Origin of the sequence: Kitasatospora sp. NPDC004669 (assembly GCF_040609455.1) — a bacterium.
Taxonomy (GTDB): Bacteria; Actinomycetota; Actinomycetes; order Streptomycetales; family Streptomycetaceae; genus Kitasatospora.
Map to the genome: position 1 here is coordinate 353,876 of NZ_JBEXKB010000001.1, position 22,012 is coordinate 375,887.

The following is a 22,012-nucleotide window of genomic DNA, read 5'->3' on the forward strand; positions in this document are numbered from 1 at the left end:
CCCGCTCGTGTTCGCCCGCTTCTCCTCCAGGCTGTCGCTGCGCGCCCGGCTGCTGGTGCTCGCGCTCGCGCTGGTCACCACCGGGCTCGCGGTGAGCGACACCCTCGTGCTGGGCGCCGTACGGGCGCAGCTGGTGGAGCAGCTGGACGAACAGCTCCAGCGGTACGGGCCGCCGCTGTCCCGCAAGCCCCCCGGCCGGCTCACCACGCCGGACAGCGGCAAGCCCGCCGTCACCGGGCGGCGGATCAGCCTGCCCAGCCAGTACCTGGTGCAGTACCTGTCCTCCGACGGCAAGGTCCAGGCGTTCATGATCCAGCCCGTCTCGGACAGCGACCCGGCGCCCCAACTGGCCGGGCTGGACCCGACCCGGACCGCACCGGACGTCCCCTTCGACCTGCCCGACCAGCGCGGCCACCACAGCTGGCGGGTGCTGGTGCTGCCGCTCCAGGCCCCCCGCACGCCCACTCCGGGGATCGGCCCGTACGCCTCGCCGGCCACCACCCCGACCTACGTCATGGTGGCCGTCTCCCGCGAGGACATCGACGCCACCACCGGCAAACTGCGCACTTCCTTCCTTGCCATCGGCGGAGCCGTCCTGGTGCTGATCGCCGCGCTCGGCTTCTTCGCGGTACGGGCCGGGCTGCGGCCGCTGCGCCGGATCGAGGCGGACGCCGCGCGGATCGCGGCCGGGGAGCTGTCGCACCGCATGCCCGAGCTCTCCCCGGGCACCGAGGTCGGACGGATGTCGATCGCGCTCAACGGCATGCTCACCCAGATCGAGGCGGCCTTCGCCGCCCGCGCCGAGTCCGAGGCCCGGATGCGGAGCTTCGTCGCGGACGCCTCGCACGAGCTGCGCACCCCGCTGGCCGGCATCCGCGGCTTCGCCGAGCTGTACCGGATGGGCGCGCTGCCCACCGAGGCGGACGTCAAGCGGACCATGACCCGGATCGAGAGCGAGGCGGTCCGGATGGGCGCCCTGGTCGAGGACCTGCTGGTGCTCGCCCGGCTGGACGAGGAGCGCCCGCTCGACCTCGCCCCGATGGACCTGCGCACCCTCGCCGCCGACGCGCTGCACGACCTCACCGCCCTCGACCCGAGCCGCCCGGTCGCGCTCACCGGCCCCTCCGGCACCGGGGCGCCGGCCGCCGCGCCCGTCCTCGGTGACGAGGCGCGGCTGCGGCAGGTGGTCACCAACCTGGTCGGCAACGCGGTCAAGCACACCCCGCCCGGCACCCCGGTCCGGATCGGGGTCGGCGCCGGGGCCGACGGGGTCTGCCTGCTGGAGGTCGCCGACTCCGGGCCCGGCCTCACCGAGGAACAGGCCCAGCGGGTCTTCGACCGCTTCTACCGGGTCGACGCCTCGCGCAGCCGCGACAACGGCGGCGGAGGCGGCCTCGGCCTCGCCATCGCCACCGCCCTCACCCGCGCGCACGGCGGCACCCTCACCCTGGACACCGCACCGGGCGAGGGCGCCACGTTCCGAGTCGAACTGCCCACGAATGGCGACCGGGTTTCCTGAGGGTCAGTCGTCTCACCAAACCCCTCGATCGAGTGAACCGAGCGGCCTTCACCCGGTCAGCCCCTCGGCCGTGTGCGACCGTGCCTTGTGTCGGTGGCGTGCGGCTTGATCACGCGTCAGTTAGTCCGGTCCGATCGTTGAGGGGGGTGTCGGTGTCTTCGGAGGATTCGGGGTATGCGCGGTACACCTTCCGCCTGCGTGTGTCGTCCACCGCCCTCGCGCTGCTGAATGCCGAGTGGGGCCGGTGCCGGTGGATTTGGAACGAGTCCGTTGCCAAGTCCCGGCAGCGCCACCGGGAGAACCTCGCGCGGCCTGATGGTGCGCCGAAGGTGACCTGCGGTCCGGCGGAGCTGGACAGGATGCTGACCGAGGCCCGCGCCGCGAACACCTGGCTGCGGGAAGGTTCCTGCGTTCCGCAGCAGCAGATCATCCGGGACTTCGCGAAGTCCCGGGCGAAGGCGCACAAGGACATCAAGGCGAAGCCGTCCGTCAGGCAGCGTGCCGGGATGCCGAAGCACAAGAAGCTCAAGGAGTGCCGGCCGTCCCTGAACTACACGCGGCGCGGGTTCCGGATCACGGGCGGCCGCTTGCACCTCGCGGGCGGCATCGTCCTGACCGTCGTGTGGTCGCGGGACCTTCCCGCGGACCCGTCCTCGGCGCGGGTGTATCGAGACAGCCTCGGGCACTGGTATGTGTCGTTCGTCGTCCCCGCGCAGGCCGAGCCGCTGGCTCACTCGTGCCGGTCGATCGGCATCGACTGGGGCGTCAAGGAGATCGCGACCACCACGAGCGATGAACATGATCTCCCGCACGCGCGGTACGGGAAGAACGCCGCCGCCGCGCTCGCGAAGTACCAGCGGCGCATGGCCCGGCGCAAGCCCGCGAAGGGCAAGCCCGCGTCCAAGGGATACCAGCGGGCGCAGCGGCAGGCCGCGAAGGCGCACAAGAAGGTCGCCCGGCAGCGCCAGGACACCGGCCGCAAGTGGGCCAAGAGCGTTGTCCGTGACCATCAGCACATGGCGGTGGAGGACTTCCTCCCGAAGTTCCTTGCGAAGACCACCATGGCCGAGAAGGCGGCCGACGGGGCGATCTGCGCCACGAAGACGGCGCTGCTGGAGATGGCCCGCAAGCATGGCCGAACCGTGCATCTGATCAACCCCGCGCACACCACGATGGACTGCGCCAACTGCGGGGCGAGAGCCAAGCACCGCATGCCGCTGTCCGTGCGCATCTACACCTGCACCGCGTGCGGAGCCACGTCCGCCAGGGACAAGAACTCCGCCCGCGTCATGCTCATCCGGGCAGGTCTGAACCCGGCTGGCGTTGAGTGCGTAGGACGCGGCTGCCCGTAGGGCAGCCACGCAGCACGAGTCAGAAATCCCCCAGACGAAGGCGGAATCCCCCGCCCTTCAGGAGGGGGAGCTTTCAAACTGGACGGGAAAGGGGTGTCCGAATGAGCGCGTTTGCTGTTGAGGGGACCGACGTGAACCTGGACCAGGCACTTTGGGAAATGTGGAAGTCCATGGACGTACCCGAGGTCGTCCATGTGGAGATCATCGAGGGGTCGTTCGAGGTGTCACCCATCGGCGGCAGCCGCCACTTCAGCATCAACAGGCAGGTGCTCAGGGGCTTGTTCGACTACCTGCGCGAGAGTGCCTGGGAGCCGGGAAACGACTGCAATGTCATTCACGGGCTCAAGGTGCTCATTCCGGACGCATTCGTTGCCCCGAAGGACATCGAGGAGGTTGAGCACCCTGAGGGCCTGGGGCTGCTCGCGTCCGGAGTCCCCCTGGTCGTCGAAACCGTCTCGCCCGGAGCCGAAGCCCGCAAGCGCGACCACGTCCTGAAACACCGTGCTTATGCTGCCGCCGGTATCCCGGTGTACGTGATCATCGACGACTACGACGACGGTGGCGCTGTCACCATCCTCACCAGCCCTGACCCCGAGCGCCGGGCGTACGCCTCCTCGATCAGGGTCCCGTACGGCAAGGAGGCCGTGATCCCGGAGGGCCCGGCCAAGGGCTTCGTGATCGGCCCCGAGATCACCGGGGAGCGCCGTGGCTGACCCGACGGCCGTGTCCTTCAAGCGCGACCTGTCCGACTGGCGGATCGCCCTCGTCGCCTGGCGTCTGCTGGTGCTGCAGGCCGCCGACCCGGTGGTGGGGGCCGGTATGACGGAGCACTCCACGTACCGGGCGCATCCGTGGCGGCGGATCGAGCACACGCTGGGGAGCGGGCGGCGGCTGTTCTACCAGGACGCGGAGGCGTTGCGGCGGGAGGTCGCGCGGCTGGACCGGGCGCACAAGCGGGTCCGGGGGACGACGCCGGACGGGCGCCCGTACGACGCGCGGGACGCGGCGACCAGGGTGTGGGTCCTGCTGACGCTGTTCGAGTGCGTGGTCGCGATGCGGAGCCTGGGCGGGGACCGGTACGACGCCGAGCAACTGGAGCTGGTGTACGGGGAGTTCAGGGAGGCGATCGCGGCCTTCGGCCTGCCGGAAGAGGAACTGCCCAAGAGCGCAGTGGACTTGCCCTCCTACTTCGCCCGCTACGCCCGCGAGAAGCTGGAGTTCAACGAAGCGGCCCGCTACCTGCTGGACGGCATCCTGCGCGAGGCACCCCGCCCCGGCCGGCTCTGGTTCCTCGGGGACGCCGGGTGGCGGGTCACCCGCGGGCTGGTCGCCCGGGTGATCCGGGAGCTGACCGTGGCGGATCTGCCGCCGGTGGTGCGGGAGCGGTTCGGGCTGGTCGCCACCCGGCGGGGCGCGCTGCTGTCCGTCCTGCTGCACCGCGGCGCCGGTGCCGTCGTACCCCTGCTCCCGGACCGGCTGCGCTACCGCTCCCCCGAGGGGCAGCGCCCGCCGCGCCGCTACCGCCCGATGCGCCGGGACGCGCGCGGGCCCCGGGTGGACCGGTTCTTCCGCGAGGTGCTCGACCAGACCGGCGACGGCTACATCACCGCGCACGACCTGCGGGCGATGGCGCACAACGTGTGCTGGCAGCTCGACTTGGACGAGGCCGCCGAGGCCCGGGTGTACGAGGCGTTCGACGGCTGGTGGGAGCAGCTGCGCGCGGTGATGGACGCCGACGGGGACGGCCGGGTCGGTCGGGAGGAGTTCACGGCGGCCACCCTGGCGGGCTGCGACCGGGGCGAGGCCTACCTGGAGCAGGGGTTGCTGCCCGCGCTGCGGGCGGTGTTCACCGCGGCCGACACCGACGGCAGCGGCTTCCTGGAGTTCGACGAGTACCGCGCGGTGTTCGGCGGGCCGCGGGTCCATCCGGCCGAGTTGTCGCACGGTTTCCGCCAGTTGGACACCGACGGGGACGGGCGGATCACGGTGGAGGAGTTCCTGCGCGGCTTCACCGAGTTCTTCACCGCCCGCGCCGACTCCACCTCGGGCGCCCAGCTCCTGGGCCGACCGTAGTCACGGGCCTGTACCCGAAGCCCGGCACGCCCGCTTAGCACGCCCCGCTCGCCGAAGCGAGCGGGGCGCGCGCCTGTCAAGCGCCGGTTCGGCCAAGAGGCGCGCGCGGTCCGCCCGGTCGTTCGTTGCCCCGGCCCCCGCCGGATCCGCAGACTGTGCGGACCGCAGCGCAAACCGTGACGCATGGCACACGACTGTCAACCCCACCCCACCTGCAGTTCCGCCGTAAGGATGATGGATACTGAGGCTTGTGAACGTGTTCACGTTCACAAGCGGACAAGCTTGCGCGGTTGAGCAGCGGTCTACGGCTATGGACGAAGTTTGTCCGAAAACGCCCTGAGAGGGGCCGTTGGAGAGAGGGCGACGTGGAACTGGCAATCGCTCACGAGACCATTGCGCGATGGCAATTCGGCATCACCACCGTCTACCACTTCCTCTTCGTACCGCTCACCATCAGCCTCGCCGCGATCGTGGCCGGGTTGGAGACCGCCTGGGTGCGCACGAACAAGGAGAAGTACTTCCACGCGACCAAGTTCTGGGGAAAGCTCTTCCTCATCAACATGGCGATGGGTGTCGTCACCGGAATCGTGCAGGAATTCCAGTTCGGCATGAACTGGTCCGACTACTCCCGCTTCGTCGGTGACGTCTTCGGCGCCCCGCTCGCGATGGAGGCGCTGATCGCCTTCTTCTTCGAGTCCACCTTCATCGGCCTGTGGATCTTCGGCTGGGACAAGCTGCCGAAGAAGATCCACTGCGCCTGCATGTGGATGGTCTCGCTGGGCACCGTGCTCTCCGCCTACTTCATCCTGGCGGCCAACAGCTGGATGCAGCACCCGGTCGGCTACTCGATCGACAAGGCCACCGGCAAGGCGCAGCTCACCGACATCGCCAGGGTGTTGTTCCAGAACACCACTCTGACCGTGGTCTTCCACACCCTGACCGCCGCCTTCCTCACCGGCGCCGCCTTCATGGTCGGTATCGCCTCCTTCCACCTCTGGAAGGCCAAGCGCAGGCCGGAGACCGCCGACCCCAAGAAGACCGCCGTGATGCGCACCTCGCTGCGGCTCGGCCTGGTCATCGCGGTCGTCTTCGGCGCCGGCACCGCGCTCAGCGGCGACACCCTCGGCAAGGTCATGTTCGAGCAGCAGCCGATGAAGATGGCCGCCGCCGAGGCCCTGTGGGACACCCAGGCGCCCGCGCCGTTCTCGATCTTCGCGGTCGGCGACGTCGGCAAGGGCCACAACTCGGTCGAGCTGGAGGTGCCCGGGGTGCTGTCCTTCCTCGCCAAGAACGACTTCAGCTCCGCCGTCCCCGGCATCAACGACACCGCCGCCGCCGAGGCCGCCGCGCACGGCGGCAACCCCAAGGACTACATCCCGAGCGTCTTCATGACCTACTGGGGCTTCCGCTTCATGATCGGCTTCGGGATGACCTCCTTCATGGCCGGCCTGGTCGGCCTCTGGACGACCCGACGGAAGCTCTTCCTGCGCCCCGAGTTCCGCACCGGCGAGTCCGAGGTGCCCCGGCTGATGCTCACCCCGAAGCGGGAACTGGGCCCGCTGCTCACCAAGTGGAGCTGGCGGATCGGCATCCTGACCATGGGCTTCCCGTTGATCGCCAACAGCTTCGGCTGGATCTTCACCGAGATGGGCCGTCAGCCCTGGGCCGTCTTCGGCCTGATGACCACGGCGAGCGCCGTCTCCCCCAACGTCGGCGTCGGCACCCAGATCGGCGCGCTGGTCACCTTCACCGTGCTGTACGCGATCCTCGCCGTGGTCGAGGTCCGGCTGCTGGTCAAGTACGCCAAGGCCGGCCCGGTGGTGACCGAGCAGCCCCCGACCGGGGACCCGTCGCTGCGCGGCCCGTCCGCGGACGAGGACGCCGACAAGCCGCTCGCCTTCGCGTACTGACGTACCCCACCGTGGAACTGAGGATCTGACATGCAACTCCACGACGTCTGGTTCGTGCTGATCGCGGTCCTGTGGATCGGCTACTTCTTCCTGGAGGGCTTCGACTTCGGGATCGGCGTCCTCACCAAGCCGCTCGCCCGCGACACCGCCGAGCGCCGGGTGCTGATCAACACCATCGGCCCCGTCTGGGACGGCAACGAGGTCTGGTTGCTGACCGCCGGCGGCGCCACCTTCGCCGCCTTCCCGGACTGGTACGCGACCCTCTTCAGCGGCTTCTACATCCCGCTGCTGGTCATCCTGGTCTGCCTGATCGTCCGCGGCGTGGCCTTCGAGTACCGGGCCAAGCGCGACGGCGCCCGCTGGCAGCGCAACTGGGAGGAGGCCATCTTCTGGACCTCCCTCCTCCCGGCCTTCCTGTGGGGCGTGGCCTTCGCCAACATCGTGCGCGGCGTCGACATCGACGCGCAGAAGAACTACGTCGGCACCCTCTGGGACCTGCTCAACCCGTACGCCCTGCTCGGCGGCCTGGTGACGCTCGCCCTGTTCACTTTCCACGGCGCGGTCTTCGCGGCGCTCAAGACGGTCGGCGAGATCCGTGTGCGCGCTCGCAAGGCCGCCCTGCAGGCGGGCCTGGCGACCGCCGTCCTCGCCCTCGGCTTCCTGACCTGGACGCAAGTCCACAGCGGCAACGCCAGGAGTCTGGTCGCGATGGTGATCGCCGTGCTGGCCCTGCTCGGCGCGCTGGCGGCCAACCAGCGCGGCCGTGAGGGCTGGGCGTTCGTCCTCTCCGGGGCGACCGTCGTGGCCTCGGTCGCGATGCTCTTCCTGGCGCTCTTCCCGAACGTCATGCCGTCCACCCTGAACGACGGCTGGAGCCTGACCGTCAGCAACGCGGCCTCCTCGCCGTACACGCTCAAGCTGATGACCGTCGTGGCGGCCGTGTTCACCCCGCTGGTGCTGCTCTACCAGGGCTGGACCTACTGGGTGTTCCGCAAGCGGATCGGTGTCCAGCACATCCCCGGGCACCACCCGGCCGCCCCGCTCGACCAGGTCTGACGCCGTGAAGCCGGTCGACCCCCGACTCCTCGGGTACGCCCGCACCACCCGTGCCTTCCTCGCCGGATCCGTGCTCCTCGGCGGGGCGGGCGCGGCCCTGGTGGTCGCCCAGGCGAGCCTGATCGCCGAGATCGTCGTCCGCGGCTTCCAGCGCGGCGCCACCCTCGGCGAACTGACCACCCCGCTGGTGCTGCTCGCCCTGACGGCCGTCGGGCGCGGGCTGGTCGGCTGGCTCACCGAGCTCACCGCGCACCGCTCCGTCGCCCGGGTGAAGTCCACCCTGCGACTGGGGCTGCTCGACCACGCCACCGCGCTCGGCCCGTCCTACCTGGCGGGCCGGCGCACCGGCGAACTCACCACCCTCGCCACCCGCGGCATCGACGCCCTCGACGACTACTTCGCCCGCTACCTGCCGCAGCTGGCCCTCGCCGTGGTCGTCCCGGTGATCGTGCTGCTGCGGATCGCCGGCGCCGACTTCACCTCGGCCGCGATCATCGCCGGGACGCTGCCGCTGATCCCGCTGTTCATGGTGCTGATCGGGATGGCCACCCAGTCCCGGATGGACCGCCAGTGGGACACCCTGGCCCGGCTCTCCCACCACTTCCTCGACGTGGTCGCCGGGCTGCCCACCCTCAAGGTGTTCAACCGGGCCCGCGCCCAGGCCGCCACCATCGCCCGGATCACCGCCGACTACCGCCGCGCCACCCTGCGCACCCTGCGGATCGCCTTCATCTCCTCCTTCGCGCTGGAGCTGCTCTCCACCCTGTCCGTCGCGCTGGTCGCGGTCACCATCGGCTTCCGGCTGGTGGACGGCTCGCTCGACCTGGAGACCGGGCTGCTGATCCTCGTCCTCGCCCCCGAGGTGTACTTCCCGATCCGCCAGGTCGGCGCGCTCTACCACTCCAGCGTCGAGGGCCTGACGGCCGCCGACGAGATCTTCCGGGTGCTGGAGACCCCGCTGCCCGCCGCGGGTACCCGCCCCGCCCCCGAGCTCACCGGCGCCGTGATCACCGCCGAGGGCCTGACCGTACGCCACCCCGGGCGCGCCGTGCCCGCGCTGGACGGCGCCGCGCTGACCCTGCGTCCCGGCTCCAGCACCGCCCTCACCGGCCCGAGCGGGGCCGGCAAGTCCACCCTGCTGTCCGTGCTGCTCGGCCTCACCACCCCCGAGGCCGGCACCGTCCGGATCACCACCGCCGACGGGCGCGCGTACGACCTCGCCGAGCTGGAGCCGGAGAGCTGGCGGCGGCAGATCGCCTGGGTGCCGCAGCACCCCCACCTGTTCGCCGGGACGGTCGCCGAGAACCTGAGGCTCTACCGCCCGGCGGCGACCGACGGCCAGCTGTGGACGGTGCTGCGGGCCGCCCACGCCCTCGACTTCGTCACCGACCTGGACGCCCGGCTGGGGGAGGACGGTGCCGGGCTCTCCGCCGGACAGCGCCAGCGCCTCGCGCTCGCCCGGGTGCTGCTCGCCGACGACCGGCCGCTGGTGCTGCTGGACGAGCCCACCGCCAACCTGGACGGCGGCTCCGAGGCCGCCGTCGTGGACACCGTCCGGACCCTCGCCGAGGACCCGGCGCGCACCGTGCTGGTCGTCGCCCACCGGCCGGCGCTGCTGGCGGTCGCGGACGAGCGGGTCCGGCTGGCGGGGCCCGCTGCCGCCGCGGCCCCGGAGCCGGTCGCCCTGCTCGGCCACCCGGCCCCGCCCCGAACCGAAGGGCACGCCGGTGTCGGAGCGAAGAGCGTCGGCGCCGGGTCCGAGCGCCCGGAGGCGAGCGGGCGAGTGACAGTCCGGCCCACGCCCGCCCCCGCCGAGCCCGAGGAGCCCGGGACCGAGCCCGCCGCCCCCCGGCTGGCGCTGTCCGTCCTGCTCGGCTCGCTCGCCCTCGGCTGCGCCGTCGCCCTGATGGCCACCTCCGGCTACCTCATCTCCCGGGCCTCCCAGATGCCCCCCGTGCTCTACCTGATGATGGCCGTCACCGCGGTCCGCGCCTTCGGCATCGGCCGCAGCTTCTTCCGCTACACCGAGCGGCTGGTCTCGCACGACGCCGTGCTGCGCACCCTCGGCACCCTGCGGGCAGCCGTCTACCGGCGGCTGACCGTGCTCGCCCCGGCCGGGCTGCCCGCCTTCCGACGCGGCGACCTGCTCTCCAGGCTGGTCGCCGACGTCGACGCGATCCAGGACCACTACCTGCGCTGGCGGCTGCCCGCCGCCGTCGCCGCCGTGGTGGCGCTGGCCTCGGCAGTGGCGATGGGTGCCTTCCTGCCCGCCGCCGGACTGGTGCTCGGCCTCGGCCTGCTGCTCGCCGGCGTGCTGGTGCCCGCGCTGGCCGCCCGCTGGTCGGCCGGCGCCGAGCGGCGCCAGGCCCCGGCCCGCGGACAGCTGGCCACCACCGTGGTGGACGCCTTCACCGGCACCGCCGAGCTCACCGTGGCCGGCGCCCTGCCCGGCCGGCTGTCCGCCGTCCGCGCCGCCGACACCGCGCTGACCCGGCTGGCCGCCCGCTCGGCCGCCACCACCGCGCTCGGCACCGGGCTGATCGCGCTGCTCACCGGCCTGACGGTGGTGGGCGCGGCGGCCGTCGGCATCCAGGGGGTGCGTGACGGGGCGCTGGCGCCGGTCTGCCTGGCGCTGGTGGTGCTGACCCCGCTGGCCGCCTTCGAGGCCGTCACCGGGATGCCGCTCGCCGTCCAGGCCCGCCAGCGCAGCCGCGCCGCGCAGGCCCGGTTGGACGAGCTGCTGGACGCTCCCGCCCCGGTCACCACCCCCGCCGAGCCCGTCGCCCTGCCCGAGCAGCCGCTGCCCGTCGCGGTGCGCGGGCTGACCGTACGGCACCCCGGGCAGGCCGTGGACGCGCTCGCCGGGGTGGACCTCGACCTCGCCCCCGGCCGCCGGATCGCCGTGGTCGGTCCGTCCGGCTCCGGCAAGACCACCCTCGCCCAGGCGCTGCTGCGCTTCCTGGAGCCCGGCGCCGGGTCCGTCACCTTCGCCGCCGGTCGTCCACAGGCTGTGGACAGTCGCGCGCTCGCGGACGAGGACGTCCGCCGGGTGATCGGCCTCTGCGCCCAGGACGCCCACGTCTTCGACAGCTCCCTGCGGGAGAACCTGCGGCTGGCCCGCCCCGGCGCGGACGAGACCGAGCTGCGCGCCGCGCTCGCCGCCGCCCGGCTGCTGGACTGGACGGAGGGCCTCCCGGACGGCCTGGACACCATGGTCGGTGAGCACGGCGCCCGGCTCTCCGGCGGCCAGCGCCAGCGGCTCGCCCTCGCCCGGGCGCTGCTCGCGGACTTCCCCGTACTCGTCCTGGACGAGCCCGCCGAGCACCTCGACCTGCCCACCGCCGACGCCCTCACCGCCGACCTGCTGGCCGCCACCGAGGGCCGCACCACCGTGCTGATCACCCACCGGCTCGCCGGGCTGGACGACGCCACCGTGGACGAGGTGCTGGTGCTGGACGGCGGCCGGGTGGCCGAGCGCGGCCGCTGGTCCGAGCTGGTCGCCGACCCGGACGGGCGGCTGCACGCGATGTGGCGGCGGGAGCGGGAGGCGGACGGCCTGCTGGAGCCGGCGGGTCTCTGAAAGCTGCGTCTTCCTTCGGCTGAAAACCGTACAAACTAGGCTTTCTTCATGGACCCCACGCCAGACCTCCCCGAGGACGCTTCCGAGCCGACACCCCATCGGGTGCCCGAGATCGCCTCACTCGGGCTGGACACCCTGGTCACCGAGGTCGCGGAGCGCCTCCAGTCCGCCGCCGCGGTCACCGACCGGATGCAGCGCCTGCTGGAGGCGGTGGTCTCCATCGGCGCGGGGCTCGACCTGCACGCCACCCTGCACCGGATCGCCACCGGCGCCGCCGAACTGGTCGACGCCCGGTACGCGGCGCTCGGCGTGATCGCCCCCGGCGGGCACGGCCTGGCCGACTTCATCCACGTCGGCATCGACGACGAGACCGCCGCCGGGATCGGCGAACTGCCCGCCGGACGCGGCATCCTCGGCGCGCTCATCGACCGCCCCGAGCCGCTGCGGCTGGCCGACCTCGGAGCCGATCCGCGCTCCTCCGGATTCCCGCCGCACCACCCGCAGATGAGGACCTTCCTGGGCGTGCCGATCCGGATCCGCGACGAGGTCTTCGGCAACCTCTACCTCACCGAGAAGAAGGGCGGCGGCGCCTTCACCCCCGAGGACGAGCAGGTGGTGCACGCCCTCGCCGCGGCCGCCGGCGTGGCGATCGAGAACTCCCGGCTGTACGAGGAGGGGCGCCGTCGCGAACGCTGGATCGCCGGCGCCGCCGCCGTCACCACCGCGCTGCTCTCCACCGAGCAGGCCGAGGGCGCGCTGACCGTCGCGGCCGAGCAGGTGCGGGAGTTGGCGGACGCCGCGCTCGGCATGATCCTGCTGCCCACCGGTCCGGCCGGCGAGGGCGATGGCCAGATGCGGGTCGCCCACGCCTCCGGCGAGGCCGCCGAGTTCGTCCGCGGCGAGCTGCTGCCCGAGGACAGCTTCGCGTCCCGGCTGCTCGCGGGGGAGAGCGTCCACCTGGACGACATGTCCAGCGACCCGACCGTGGTGATCCGGCTCGCCCGCAGCTTCGGCCCGTCCATGGCCGTCCCGATGGTCGCCGCCGGGCGGGTGCTCGGCGGGCTCTGCGTCTGGCGCCCGCGCGGCGCGCTGCCGTTCACCGACTCCGAGAAGCAGCTCGCCGAGACCTTCGCCTCGCAGGCCGCCCTCGCCCTGCGGCTCGCCGAGGGCCAGCGCGACCAGCAGCGCCTCGCCGTCTTCCAGGACCGCGACCGGATCGCCCGCGACCTCCACGACCTGGTGATCCAGCGGCTGTTCGCCACCGGGATGATGCTGGAGAGCGCCGCCCGGCGCTCCGTCGTCCCCGAGGTGAAGGTCGGCATCGGCAACGCGGTGGACGAACTGGACGCCACCATCCAGGAGGTCCGCACCACCATCTACGCCCTCCAGCACGACAACCACGGCGACGCCCCCGACACCCTGCGCACCCGGGTGCTGCGGGAGGCCAGCCAGGCCGCGGCCGCGCTGGGCTTCAAACCCTCGGTGAGCTTCGTCGGGCCGGTCGAGAGCCTGGTCGGCGAGAACACCGGGCGTCAACTCCTGGCCGCGCTACGGGAGATGCTCTCCAACACGGCCCGGCACGCGCGGGCCTCCCGGGTCGGCGTGGAGATCGACGCGACCGTCCACCTGGACGACGGCGGCCGGCCGGTCGGCGGTGACCCCGAGTCGCTGGACCGGGGCGGGCGGCCCGGCGTGCTGCTCACCGTGACCGACGACGGGGTGGGCATTCCGGCGGGCGGGCGGCGCAGCGGACTGCTCAACCTGACCCGGCGGGCGGAGGCGCTCGGCGGGGCCGCCTGGCACGAGAGCGGGCCCTACCGGAAAGGGGCGACGGTGCGCTGGACGGCCCGGCTGTAGGCGCGCAACAAGCGTTAGGTGAAAGCTGAACGAGGGAGAACTTCCCGACCAACAGCGCAAGTTGTGAACGTTCTGGGCTTTCGGTGGTTCCGTGTGCACACATAGCTTGTCATCCGTCTCGGAGGGGAAACCGGACGGAGGGGGCAGTGAACGCTTCCGGCCGCGGTAATACCGCAGCAGGGGCAAGTCGAGGGGGGTTCCGGACCGAGCGCGCTCCGGACGGGCGCTACCGCTGGCAGCTGAAGGCGCCCAACGGCCGGGTGGTGGCGATCACCGCCGCGCTGTTCGATACGCCCGGCGAGGCCGAGCGGGGCTTCGACGGTCTGCGTGCCGGGGCCGCCGAACTGACCGCGCGGATCACCCATGTCCGCGACGGCATCGGATGGATCTGGGTCATCCCCGGATCGCGCAGCCTCCCCGAGGTGCGGTCCAGCCGCGCCTACGAGCGGTACGCGACGTGCCAGAACGCCTTCCGGCGCTTCGTGGTGCTGCTCGCCAAGCAGCCGGCCCGTGAACTGCCCGAGAGAGCCGTGCCGTCGAGACGCCCCGATGGCCGCTGAGCGGCGCGGACCGCGGCTGCTGATCCTGCCCGCGGCCGACCACTGTGTGGGCTGGGCACTGCGTGCTGCCAACGGGCGGCCGCTCGGGGTCGGCGTACGCGTGTACCGGAACGAGGAGGAACTCACCGATGCCGTGCGGGAGTTACTCATCGAGCGGGCCGCCCTTCGGTGTTCCGTCGCGCAGTCCGAGGGGCGGCAGTGGGTGTGGTCCGCCTACCTGCCGGTGCGCAGTACCCGGCCGGGCTCCCCCGGCGCCCTCCCGGTGGCCCGGAGCGCGCGCGGCTACCTGCGGCGCGACCAGTGCCAGGCGGGCGTCGAGGGCTTCCTGGCCGGACTGCAGTGGGTGGGCCAGGAGTTGCGGCGGGGCGGGCGGGACGGCCGCCGGTCGCTGTGATCGGCGGTGATCCGACGGCCGTCCGTGCGGTTCCGGTGAAGCGCAGGTTTCCGGCAACACCCCGAGCAGTCTCCTGGAGAAGAACGTCGGCGGCGCTCGGAGAGTCCGTTCCCGCCCTGTCGCGTCCACGCTGACCAGTGCCTAAACCTCGTCGAACCGATGAGCCGACACTACCGGGCCGAGCTCCACCGCCCTTCCGACGGAACCTCCGGGCCGGACAGGATCAGCACTGCCGGACGGGCCGCAGCGGACGCGGCCACCGGCCCCGAACTCCCCCCTCGGAGCACGGGTTCACGCGATGTACGTCTCTCCCATCGGAGGAACAGGAACATGCGCAAGACCGCTGCCAAGCTGCTCACCGCCGCCGCCCTGGCGACCTCCCTGGTCGCCATCGCCGGCGGCTCGGCCCTGGCCGACCCGACCGTCACCCCGGCCGCTCAGGACATCGTGGGCGTCGGCTCGGACACCATCCAGTCCGTCCTGAACCAGTTCTCGACCGACTACAACGCCTCCCTGGGCTCCGGCTCCACCGCGCCGCACCTGTACAGCTGGGACGCGACCGGCTCCTCGCCGATCACCACCAAGACCGGTGCCACCTCGATCGCCCGCCCGAACGGCTCCGGCGCAGGCATCAAGGCCCTGGTCGCCAACACCAGCGCGACCGTCGACTTCGCCCGCTCCTCGCGTGCCCCGCAGCCGACCGACGCCCACGGCCTGGACTTCGTCGTGCTGGCGAAGGACGCGGTGACCTGGTCCGCCCAGTCGGGCGGCAACGCCCCGGCGCAGCTGACCGCGGCCCAGCTCAACGGGATCTACACCTGCTCCATCACCAACTGGCAGCAGATCGACCCGAGCCTGGCGAACGCCACCATCAAGCCGTACCTGCCGCAGACCGACTCCGGCACGCGCGCCTTCTTCCTGAGCGCGATCGGCGTGACCACCCCGAACACCCAGTGCGTCGTCAGCGGCCCGGAGGAGAACGAGGGCACCGACACCGCACTCCAGGACGCGAACGTCGTCTTCCCGTACTCCGTCGCCCACTACATCGGCCAGACCGTCGGTGGCCACACCACGTCGACCGACGCTCCCAGCAACCTGACCCTGCGCAACGTCGTGCTCAACGGCGTCTCCGTGCCGCCGGTCGTCAACAACCAGATCAACATCGACATCGCCAACTCGCAGTTCGGCCGCGTGGTCTACAACGTCTTCCGGGACGCCGAGTGGAACGCGACCGACGCCCACGGCCAGGCCCTCCAGAACATCTTCGGCTCCACCGGCTGGATCTGCAACGACTCGGTCGCCGCCGCCGACCTGGCGAGCTACGGCTTCCTGGCCACCCCGGCCTGCGGTGTCGCCACCCTCACCTGATTCACCCCGCACCATCCGGTGGTCACGGGCTCCGCGTCCGTGGCCACCGGCCCAACGGCAGGTCTTCTCGAGGGGACCGGGGCATGCCGACCGGTCCTCGGACCGGTGTCCCACCCCCAGCGCGGAACCTTCCTCTCCCAAGGAGACTCGTATGTCCCGTACCACCGCCCGGTTCCTCGCCGGCGGCGTCGCGGTCGTTCTCGCCGTGACCGGCTTCAGCGGCCTTGCCGCAGCCGACACCGCGCCCGCCGCCATCCCCACCGGCAGCGCCGTAGTGATCGAGAACAACACGTTCCTGCAGAGCGCGGCCGGCAGCGGCGTGTTCATCGTTCCGCTGCCGAACGCCAGTGTTTCCTACGACACCACCAAGGGCCTGTCGACGACCCTTCCGGTGACCGGCGGCAGCATCAACCTGCGCGGCTACTACGGCAACGCGACACTGGACGGCAGCCTGCTCTTCGTCGACATCCAGACCGGCAAGAGCGTGCTCTTCAAGCAGCTCGCGTTCAGTGCCGACCGCTGGCGCCTCACCGGCGTGCCGGACGGCGCCACCGCGCCGGTCTCGCTGCTGCGGCCGGCCGGCGTTCAGGAGAGCGCCCAGAGCGGCACCACCCAGACCCTGGCCGCGAGCAACCTCACGCTGGACACCACCGGCGCGCAGTTCCTCGACGCCCAGCTGAACACCACCTTCTTCACCGGTGGTCAGTCGGTCGGTTCGTTCTCGCTCACCTTCAACGGCTGAGCACCAGCGCGACGTGATCGACGGGCCCGGGCCGGGTGGCACGGGCCCGTTCTCCATGGAGGCGCCAACTCCACCACAGGGGCGCCGCGTTGTGGTCCCGTACACGTGCGCGACCGGAGTCGGCCACCTATGGCTGGCCGAATGGATGCGTACCGGAATCGTTGGCCGCTCGCAGCCCGATCTCCCTGCGCCGCGCGTCTCGGCGGCGCGCAACCGCACGGAGGTGCCCGCCATGAGAGTCCGCCTGCCCGACCGGAGACATCCGGAGCGGTGGCGTCGCCGGATTCCGGCGATCGCGCTGGTGTGGTCGGTGGTAGTGGCGATCGGTGTGGTGCCGATCAGCCTCGGCGCTGTGCCGCAAGCCGCGGCGGAGGACTCCGCGGTCACCGTCGCGGGGCCCAAGCTCCTGCATCCGAAGGACGGCAAGACCGGCCCTGAGGTGGGGAGCGTCACTGTCGCCCAGACGAAGAACCTGGTCAACCAGGTGGTCCACGTCAGCTGGAAGGGGTTCACCCCGTCGACCGCCAAGAACGGGGACCTCTGGTCGAACGGGCCGGGCAGCCGACTCGAACTCCAGCCGTACTACCAGGTCCGGGTGTACCAGTGCCGGGGAACGGACCCGAAGGTCACGGACTGCTACGACAGCACCCTGTACAACGCCGACCCGGCGTCAGGCTTCGATCAGAAGACGCCGGTCGGCTATTCGACGGCGCCCGACTTCCCGACCAACATGGTCCTCGCGGTCACCGGGGCGGACGGCTCGGGCTTCGCGGACATCGAGCTCTTCACCGCGGACCAGAGTCCCACACTGGGCTGCGACGACAAGCACCCGTGCTCGTTGGTGGTGGAGCCGAACTACGGCGGCGACACACTCGGCTTCACCGACACGACGAGGAAGGGTGTGGTCAACTGCGAGAACCACACCCTGGACAGCGCCCTTGACATGCCCTCCAACGGCCGTCTTGAGGGTGCACTCAACAAGTGGACGAAGTTCAAGACGGGCGAGGAGTGCTCCTGGGGGCGTCGTGCCGTCGTACCCCTGGAGTTCGCGCCGACGGCGAAGGCCTGCCCGGACCAGCACGCCGCCTTCCGGGTGTCCGGCCTTGAGCCGGCGAAGCGGGCGATGGAGCAGTGGCAGGCCGGGTTGTGCCAGGGCAACGAGCCGATGTCACTGACGTACGGCTTCGCGAACGGTGACGCGCAGGCGCGGTCGGACTTCCTGTCCGGTGCCCAGGACATGGCGCTGACCGCCCGGCCGGACACCCAGGCACCGCCGCGGCCGTATGTGTACGCCCCGGTGGCGGCGTCGGGGATCTCCGTGGCGTTCCTGGTGGACGACCCGGCGGCAGGCCGACAGATCACCGACATGCGGCTCAACGCGCGGCTGATGGCCAAGCTGCTCACGCAGTCCTACTCCGGCGGAGGCGGTGTCGCCTCGGTCAGGGGCAACCCCAACTGCATCTTCGCCGACCCGGAGTTCCTGAAACTCAACCCGCTTCCCCCGGAGAGCAAGCTCTCCTGGCCGGCATCGTGCACCTACCAGGACTTCAGCCCCACGGTGTTCGGCGGCATCTCCGACCTGACGTACCAGTTGACGTCGTGGATCGCGTCGGATCCGGACGCCGTCCGCTTCCTGGACGGCGAGCCGGACCCGTGGGGAATGCACGTGGACACCTACTACCTGCGCCCGACGTTCTCCGGGTACCCGGTCGACTCCTTCGTCCGGCAGGACTCCTCCGGGATCGACGGCGCGAAGGAGGACTTCAACCAGCACGTGAAGCAGTACGAGTGGAACCCGATCGCCACCGGGCTGAAGGACGTGCTGCGAAGGATGTTGTGGCGCCAGCCCAACTGCATCAACTCCCAGCCGGAGAGCGACGGAAGCCACCTGGCGTGCCTTCCGCAGGCGCTCGGACACCGCAAGCTGATCTCGATCATGGACTCCGGCCAGGCCAAGGCCTACTCACTCCCCGAGGCCCAACTGCTCAATCCCGCCGGTGGTTTCGCCCCGCCGGACGGCCCGGGGTTCCAGGCCGCCGTCGCCGACATGACCGTCGACCAGGCCAGCGGTGTCCAGTCCCTGCCGTACGGCACGTCCGACACGGCCTTCTCCCGGGACCAGAAGGCCTACCCGCTGACCAGCGTTCAGTACGCGATGCTCCCGACCAGGGACGTCGCGGCCGACAAGGTGGCCGCGATGAGCACGTTCATGCGCGCGGTCACCACCACCGGGCAGGTGTACGGCCACGAGCCCGGCCACCTCGCCCCCGGCTTCCTCGCCCTGACCGCCGCCCAGCGGACCCAGGCGGCCGACGCCATCAGCCACCTGGAGGCGCAGGACGCCAAGTTGCCCGGCAACCAGGCCGCGCCGCCGAACCCGCCCGCGACCGGCGGCGACGGCTCGACCCCGGCCGCCGGCGGCCGGGGCGGCGGCGCCCCGAACGTCGCCTCGGTCACCCGGGTGGGCGAGGGCGCGGGCCCGGCCGGGGGCTCCGGGGACTCCTCGACCGGCGGCTCCGGCCTCGGCTCCACCGGCGGTCCGTCCGGCGGCGGCACGGGCGCCGGTGGCGCTGCCGGTACCGCGGCCGGCGGTGCCGGCGCCCCTGCTGCGGCCGCCCCGGCGGCCAAGCCCGGTGCGACCCCGAGCGTGCCCGGCAAGTCGCTGTCCGCCGCGCCCGTCGCCGCCGGTACTCCGGCGTCCGACCGCTCCGGCATGGCCCGGCTGCTCCTGCCCATCGCGCTGATCGGGGGCGGGGTGCTGCTGGTCGGTGGTCCGGCGGCCCTGGTCCTGGGCGGTACGCCCACCGGGGCGCGGGCGGTGGCCGGGGTGTGGCGGGGCTGGGCCCGGGTGCGCCGCCGCCCGTGACGTAGCACCGCACTGACCGCACCGCCGAACGACTCGGCGGGGCCGCCGGTCCGGCCCCGCCGAGTCTTCTTCGCGTGCGCCGAGTGGCCCTGTGTCGAAGCGCGTTGATCTCTGGAATGGAACGAGCCGGCGGTCGGACCGTGCCTGATGTGACTCAAGTCACGCTTCATTCAAGTGAGTTGATGTCAAGGACCACCGCGGCCGTGTCATTCGCCGGCCGTCCCGAGCCATCTGGAGTTCCCAACTCCACTACGCAGTCGCGGCGTTGGGCCCTCGTACACACGGTCGACCCGATCCGGCCACCTCCGGCTGGCCGAATGGGTGCGCACCGGATCCGCCCCCGCAGCCGAGCACGGAGAGCAGACCATGACATCCGCCGCCGAGCCCGCGGCACCGTACGCCGGGGCGCCAGGCCAACCCGACCACGGGCCGGACCGGGACGTCCCGCGCGTCATCACCGCCCCCGCGACCCCGGGCGACCGGGTGTTCCGGGGGGTGCTGCGGATCGCGGGGCTCTCGGTCTTCGCGATCATGGGGCTGATCGCGTTCTTCCTGATCCTCCGGGGCGCGGACGCGCTGCGCGCCGTCGGCCCGTCCTTCCTGACCGAACAGAAGTGGCAGACCGCCGCCCACAACTTCGGCATCGCCGCCGTCCTGCCGAACGGCCTGCTGATCGCGGTGATCGCGCTGGCGATCGCCGTGCCGGTCGCCCTCTTCACCGCGATCTTCATCTCCGAGTACGCGCCGGTCCGGCTGCGCGCGGCGCTGATCTCGCTGATCGACCTGATGGCGGCGATCCCCAGCATCATCTACGGCCTGTGGGGGCTCTTCTTCCTCCAGCCGCGCATCATCGGCTTCGTCCGCTGGCTCACCAATCACCTCGGCGACGCGATCCCCTTCCTGAAGGTGCGCACCGGCGACATCGGCACCTCCTACACCTCGTCCACCTTCATCGCGGGCGTGGTCGTCGCGCTGATGATCATCCCGATCGTGACCTCGCTCAGTCGGGAGGTCTTCTCCCAGGCCCCGCAGGGTGAGCGGGAGGGCGCCTACGCGCTGGGGTCGACCCGCTGGGGGATGGTGCGCACGGTGGTGCTGCCGTTCGGCAAGGGCGGCGTGATCGGTGCGATCATGCTGGGCTTCGGGCGGGCGATGGGCGAGACGATCGCGGTCGCGCTGATCATCTCGCCGAGCTTCAAGACCATCACGCACATCCTGGAGAACGGCGCCAACTCGATCTCGGCGCTCATCGCGCTGCGCTTCGGCGAGTCGGACGCGCTCTCGCTCTCCGCGCTGATGGCGGCCGGCCTGGTGCTGTTCGCGCTGACCCTGCTGGTCAACGTGGCGGCCGGCTTCGTGATCAACCGGTCCCGCTCCGGGGCCTCCACCGCGGACTGAGGCGGCGTACCGCCATGGCCGGCCCCGCCCCGACCCCGTCGAAGGGAACCACCCGATGACCACGCTCGACCTGCCACCGGTCGCCGCGGCCGAGCCCCCCGGCTCCCCCGACGCGCCCGCCGAGGCCGCGCCGTCGTGCCCCGAGACCAAGGTGCGGCTCGGCGGCGTCACCCGCGAGGACGTGTTCACCGTGGCCGGCTCGCTGGTCGGCTCGCTGGCGCTGAACTGGATGCTGTACGAGCGGGTGCTGCCGTTCAGCGGCGTGTTCGGCTTCCTGGTCTGCTGGTACGTCCTGTTCCTGGCGGGCTACTTCACGCTCGGCCGGCTGCAGTGGGGCAGGCTCATGGTGCGCGACCGGCTGGTGTCGGTGGTCGCCTGGAGCTCCGGGCTGCTGGTGGTCGCGCTGATCGGTGACCAGATCGGTTACGTGGCGAGCCGCGGCTACGAGGCGGCCCAGCACCTCAACTTCTTCACCGAGTCGATGGAGCGGACCGCCGCGCTCTCCCCGATCACCTCCGGCGGCGCGCTCAGCGCGATCGTCGGCTCGCTCGAACAGCTGGGCCTGGCCACGCTGTTCGCGGTGCCGCTGGGCATCGCGGCGGCGATCTTCATGTCCGAGGTCGGCGGCCGGCTGGCCAAGCCGGTGCGGACGCTGGTCGAGGCGATGACCGCGCTGCCGTCCATCGTAGCCGGGCTGTTCATCCTCGGCGTCTTCATCATCACCTTCGGTGCCGAGAAGAGCGGCTTCGCGGCCTCGCTCGCGCTGACCGTGATGATGATGCCGATCGTCACCCGGGCCTCCGAGGTGGTCATCCGGCTGGTGCCCGGCACCCTGCGCGAGGCCTCGTACGCGCTCGGCGGCAGCCAGTGGCGCACGGTGTGGAACGTGGTGCTGCCGACCGCCCGGCCCGGCCTGGTGACGGCCGTGGTGCTCGGCATGGCGCGCGGCATCGGCGAGACCTCCCCGGTGCTGCTGACCTCGGGATTCACCTCGCAGTTCAACGCCGACCCGTTCCACGAGCACCAGGTGTCGCTGCCGCTGTACATCTGGAACTACGTCAAGCAGCCCTACCCCGAGATGGTCGCCCGCGCCTTCGCGGCCGGACTGACCCTGATGGCACTGGTGCTGATCCTGTTCGTCACCGCGCGCGTGCTCGGCGGGCGCAAGCCGGGCGAGTTGACGCGGCGCCGGAAGCGCCGGATCGACCGGGAGGCGCGCCGCGTCGAGGCCGGCGCGCGGGCCGCCGGCCCGTCCGGCTCCGTCCGCCCGGCCGTGGCCCGCACCGCCCCGGTGCCCGGGCCGGTCGCGACGCGGCCGGGGAACAGCTGATGACTCA

Annotated in this window: 15 protein-coding genes; all 15 read left to right on the top strand. The window is 71.8% G+C overall.

Going from position 1 to position 22,012, the window contains the following annotated elements:
* Positions 1 to 7: 7 nt before the first annotated feature.
* The 15 genes from ABZW30_RS01645 (at position 8) to pstA (ending at position 22,005) form a co-directional block, all read left to right on the top strand.
* On the top strand, positions 8 to 1,519 hold the full coding sequence (locus tag ABZW30_RS01645; protein WP_355668993.1) for a HAMP domain-containing sensor histidine kinase: 1,512 nt from the start codon (positions 8 to 10) through the stop codon (positions 1,517 to 1,519).
* A gap of 152 nt (positions 1,520 to 1,671) precedes the next feature.
* A complete protein-coding gene (locus tag ABZW30_RS01650) occupies positions 1,672 to 2,871 on the top strand; it encodes a transposase (RefSeq protein WP_355668994.1) in 1,200 nt (399 codons plus the stop codon).
* Positions 2,872 to 2,972: 101 nt separating this feature from the next.
* Complete coding sequence (locus ABZW30_RS01655) at positions 2,973 to 3,584, top strand: Uma2 family endonuclease (protein ID WP_355668995.1); 612 nt, start codon at positions 2,973 to 2,975, stop codon at positions 3,582 to 3,584.
* Positions 3,577 to 4,944: an EF-hand domain-containing protein gene (locus ABZW30_RS01660; protein WP_355668996.1), complete on the top strand. Its 1,368-nt coding sequence runs from the start codon at positions 3,577 to 3,579 to the stop codon at positions 4,942 to 4,944. Before ABZW30_RS01655 ends, ABZW30_RS01660 begins: the two co-directional genes overlap by 8 nt.
* 365 nt (positions 4,945 to 5,309) lie before the next feature.
* Positions 5,310 to 6,854, top strand: a complete 1,545-nt coding sequence (locus ABZW30_RS01665) for a cytochrome ubiquinol oxidase subunit I (protein ID WP_355668997.1) — start codon at positions 5,310 to 5,312, stop codon at positions 6,852 to 6,854.
* A gap of 30 nt (positions 6,855 to 6,884) precedes the next feature.
* Positions 6,885 to 7,910, top strand: a complete 1,026-nt coding sequence (gene cydB, locus ABZW30_RS01670; RefSeq protein WP_355668998.1) for a cytochrome d ubiquinol oxidase subunit II — start codon at positions 6,885 to 6,887, stop codon at positions 7,908 to 7,910.
* A gap of 4 nt (positions 7,911 to 7,914) precedes the next feature.
* A complete protein-coding gene (gene cydD, locus ABZW30_RS01675) occupies positions 7,915 to 11,490 on the top strand; it encodes a thiol reductant ABC exporter subunit CydD (protein WP_355668999.1) in 3,576 nt (1,191 codons plus the stop codon).
* A gap of 189 nt (positions 11,491 to 11,679) precedes the next feature.
* Positions 11,680 to 13,347 (top strand): GAF domain-containing protein, encoded by a 1,668-nt coding sequence (locus tag ABZW30_RS01680; RefSeq protein ID WP_355669051.1) that lies wholly within the window; start codon positions 11,680 to 11,682, stop codon positions 13,345 to 13,347.
* A gap of 146 nt (positions 13,348 to 13,493) precedes the next feature.
* Positions 13,494 to 13,907, top strand: coding sequence for a hypothetical protein (locus ABZW30_RS01685; RefSeq protein ID WP_355669000.1), 414 nt, complete (start codon positions 13,494 to 13,496; stop codon positions 13,905 to 13,907).
* Positions 13,897 to 14,301: a hypothetical protein gene (locus ABZW30_RS01690; protein WP_355669001.1), complete on the top strand. Its 405-nt coding sequence runs from the start codon at positions 13,897 to 13,899 to the stop codon at positions 14,299 to 14,301. The genes ABZW30_RS01685 and ABZW30_RS01690 overlap by 11 nt, the downstream gene beginning before the upstream one ends.
* Before the next feature lie 330 nt (positions 14,302 to 14,631).
* Entirely contained in the window at positions 14,632 to 15,669 is a 1,038-nt protein-coding gene (locus tag ABZW30_RS01695; protein WP_355669002.1) for a substrate-binding domain-containing protein, read from the top strand.
* Between the two features lie 151 nt (positions 15,670 to 15,820).
* Entirely contained in the window at positions 15,821 to 16,411 is a 591-nt protein-coding gene (locus ABZW30_RS01700; RefSeq protein ID WP_355669003.1) for a hypothetical protein, read from the top strand.
* Between the two features lie 232 nt (positions 16,412 to 16,643).
* Positions 16,644 to 19,277 (top strand): hypothetical protein, encoded by a 2,634-nt coding sequence (locus ABZW30_RS01705; RefSeq protein WP_355669004.1) that lies wholly within the window; start codon positions 16,644 to 16,646, stop codon positions 19,275 to 19,277.
* A gap of 366 nt (positions 19,278 to 19,643) precedes the next feature.
* The gene (gene pstC / locus ABZW30_RS01710) at positions 19,644 to 20,675 is read left to right on the top strand and encodes a phosphate ABC transporter permease subunit PstC (RefSeq protein WP_355669005.1); all 1,032 of its coding nucleotides are present in this window, start codon (positions 19,644 to 19,646) and stop codon (positions 20,673 to 20,675) included.
* A gap of 55 nt (positions 20,676 to 20,730) precedes the next feature.
* Positions 20,731 to 22,005, top strand: coding sequence for a phosphate ABC transporter permease PstA (gene pstA, locus ABZW30_RS01715; protein WP_355669006.1), 1,275 nt, complete (start codon positions 20,731 to 20,733; stop codon positions 22,003 to 22,005).
* Positions 22,006 to 22,012: the final 7 nt, after the last annotated feature.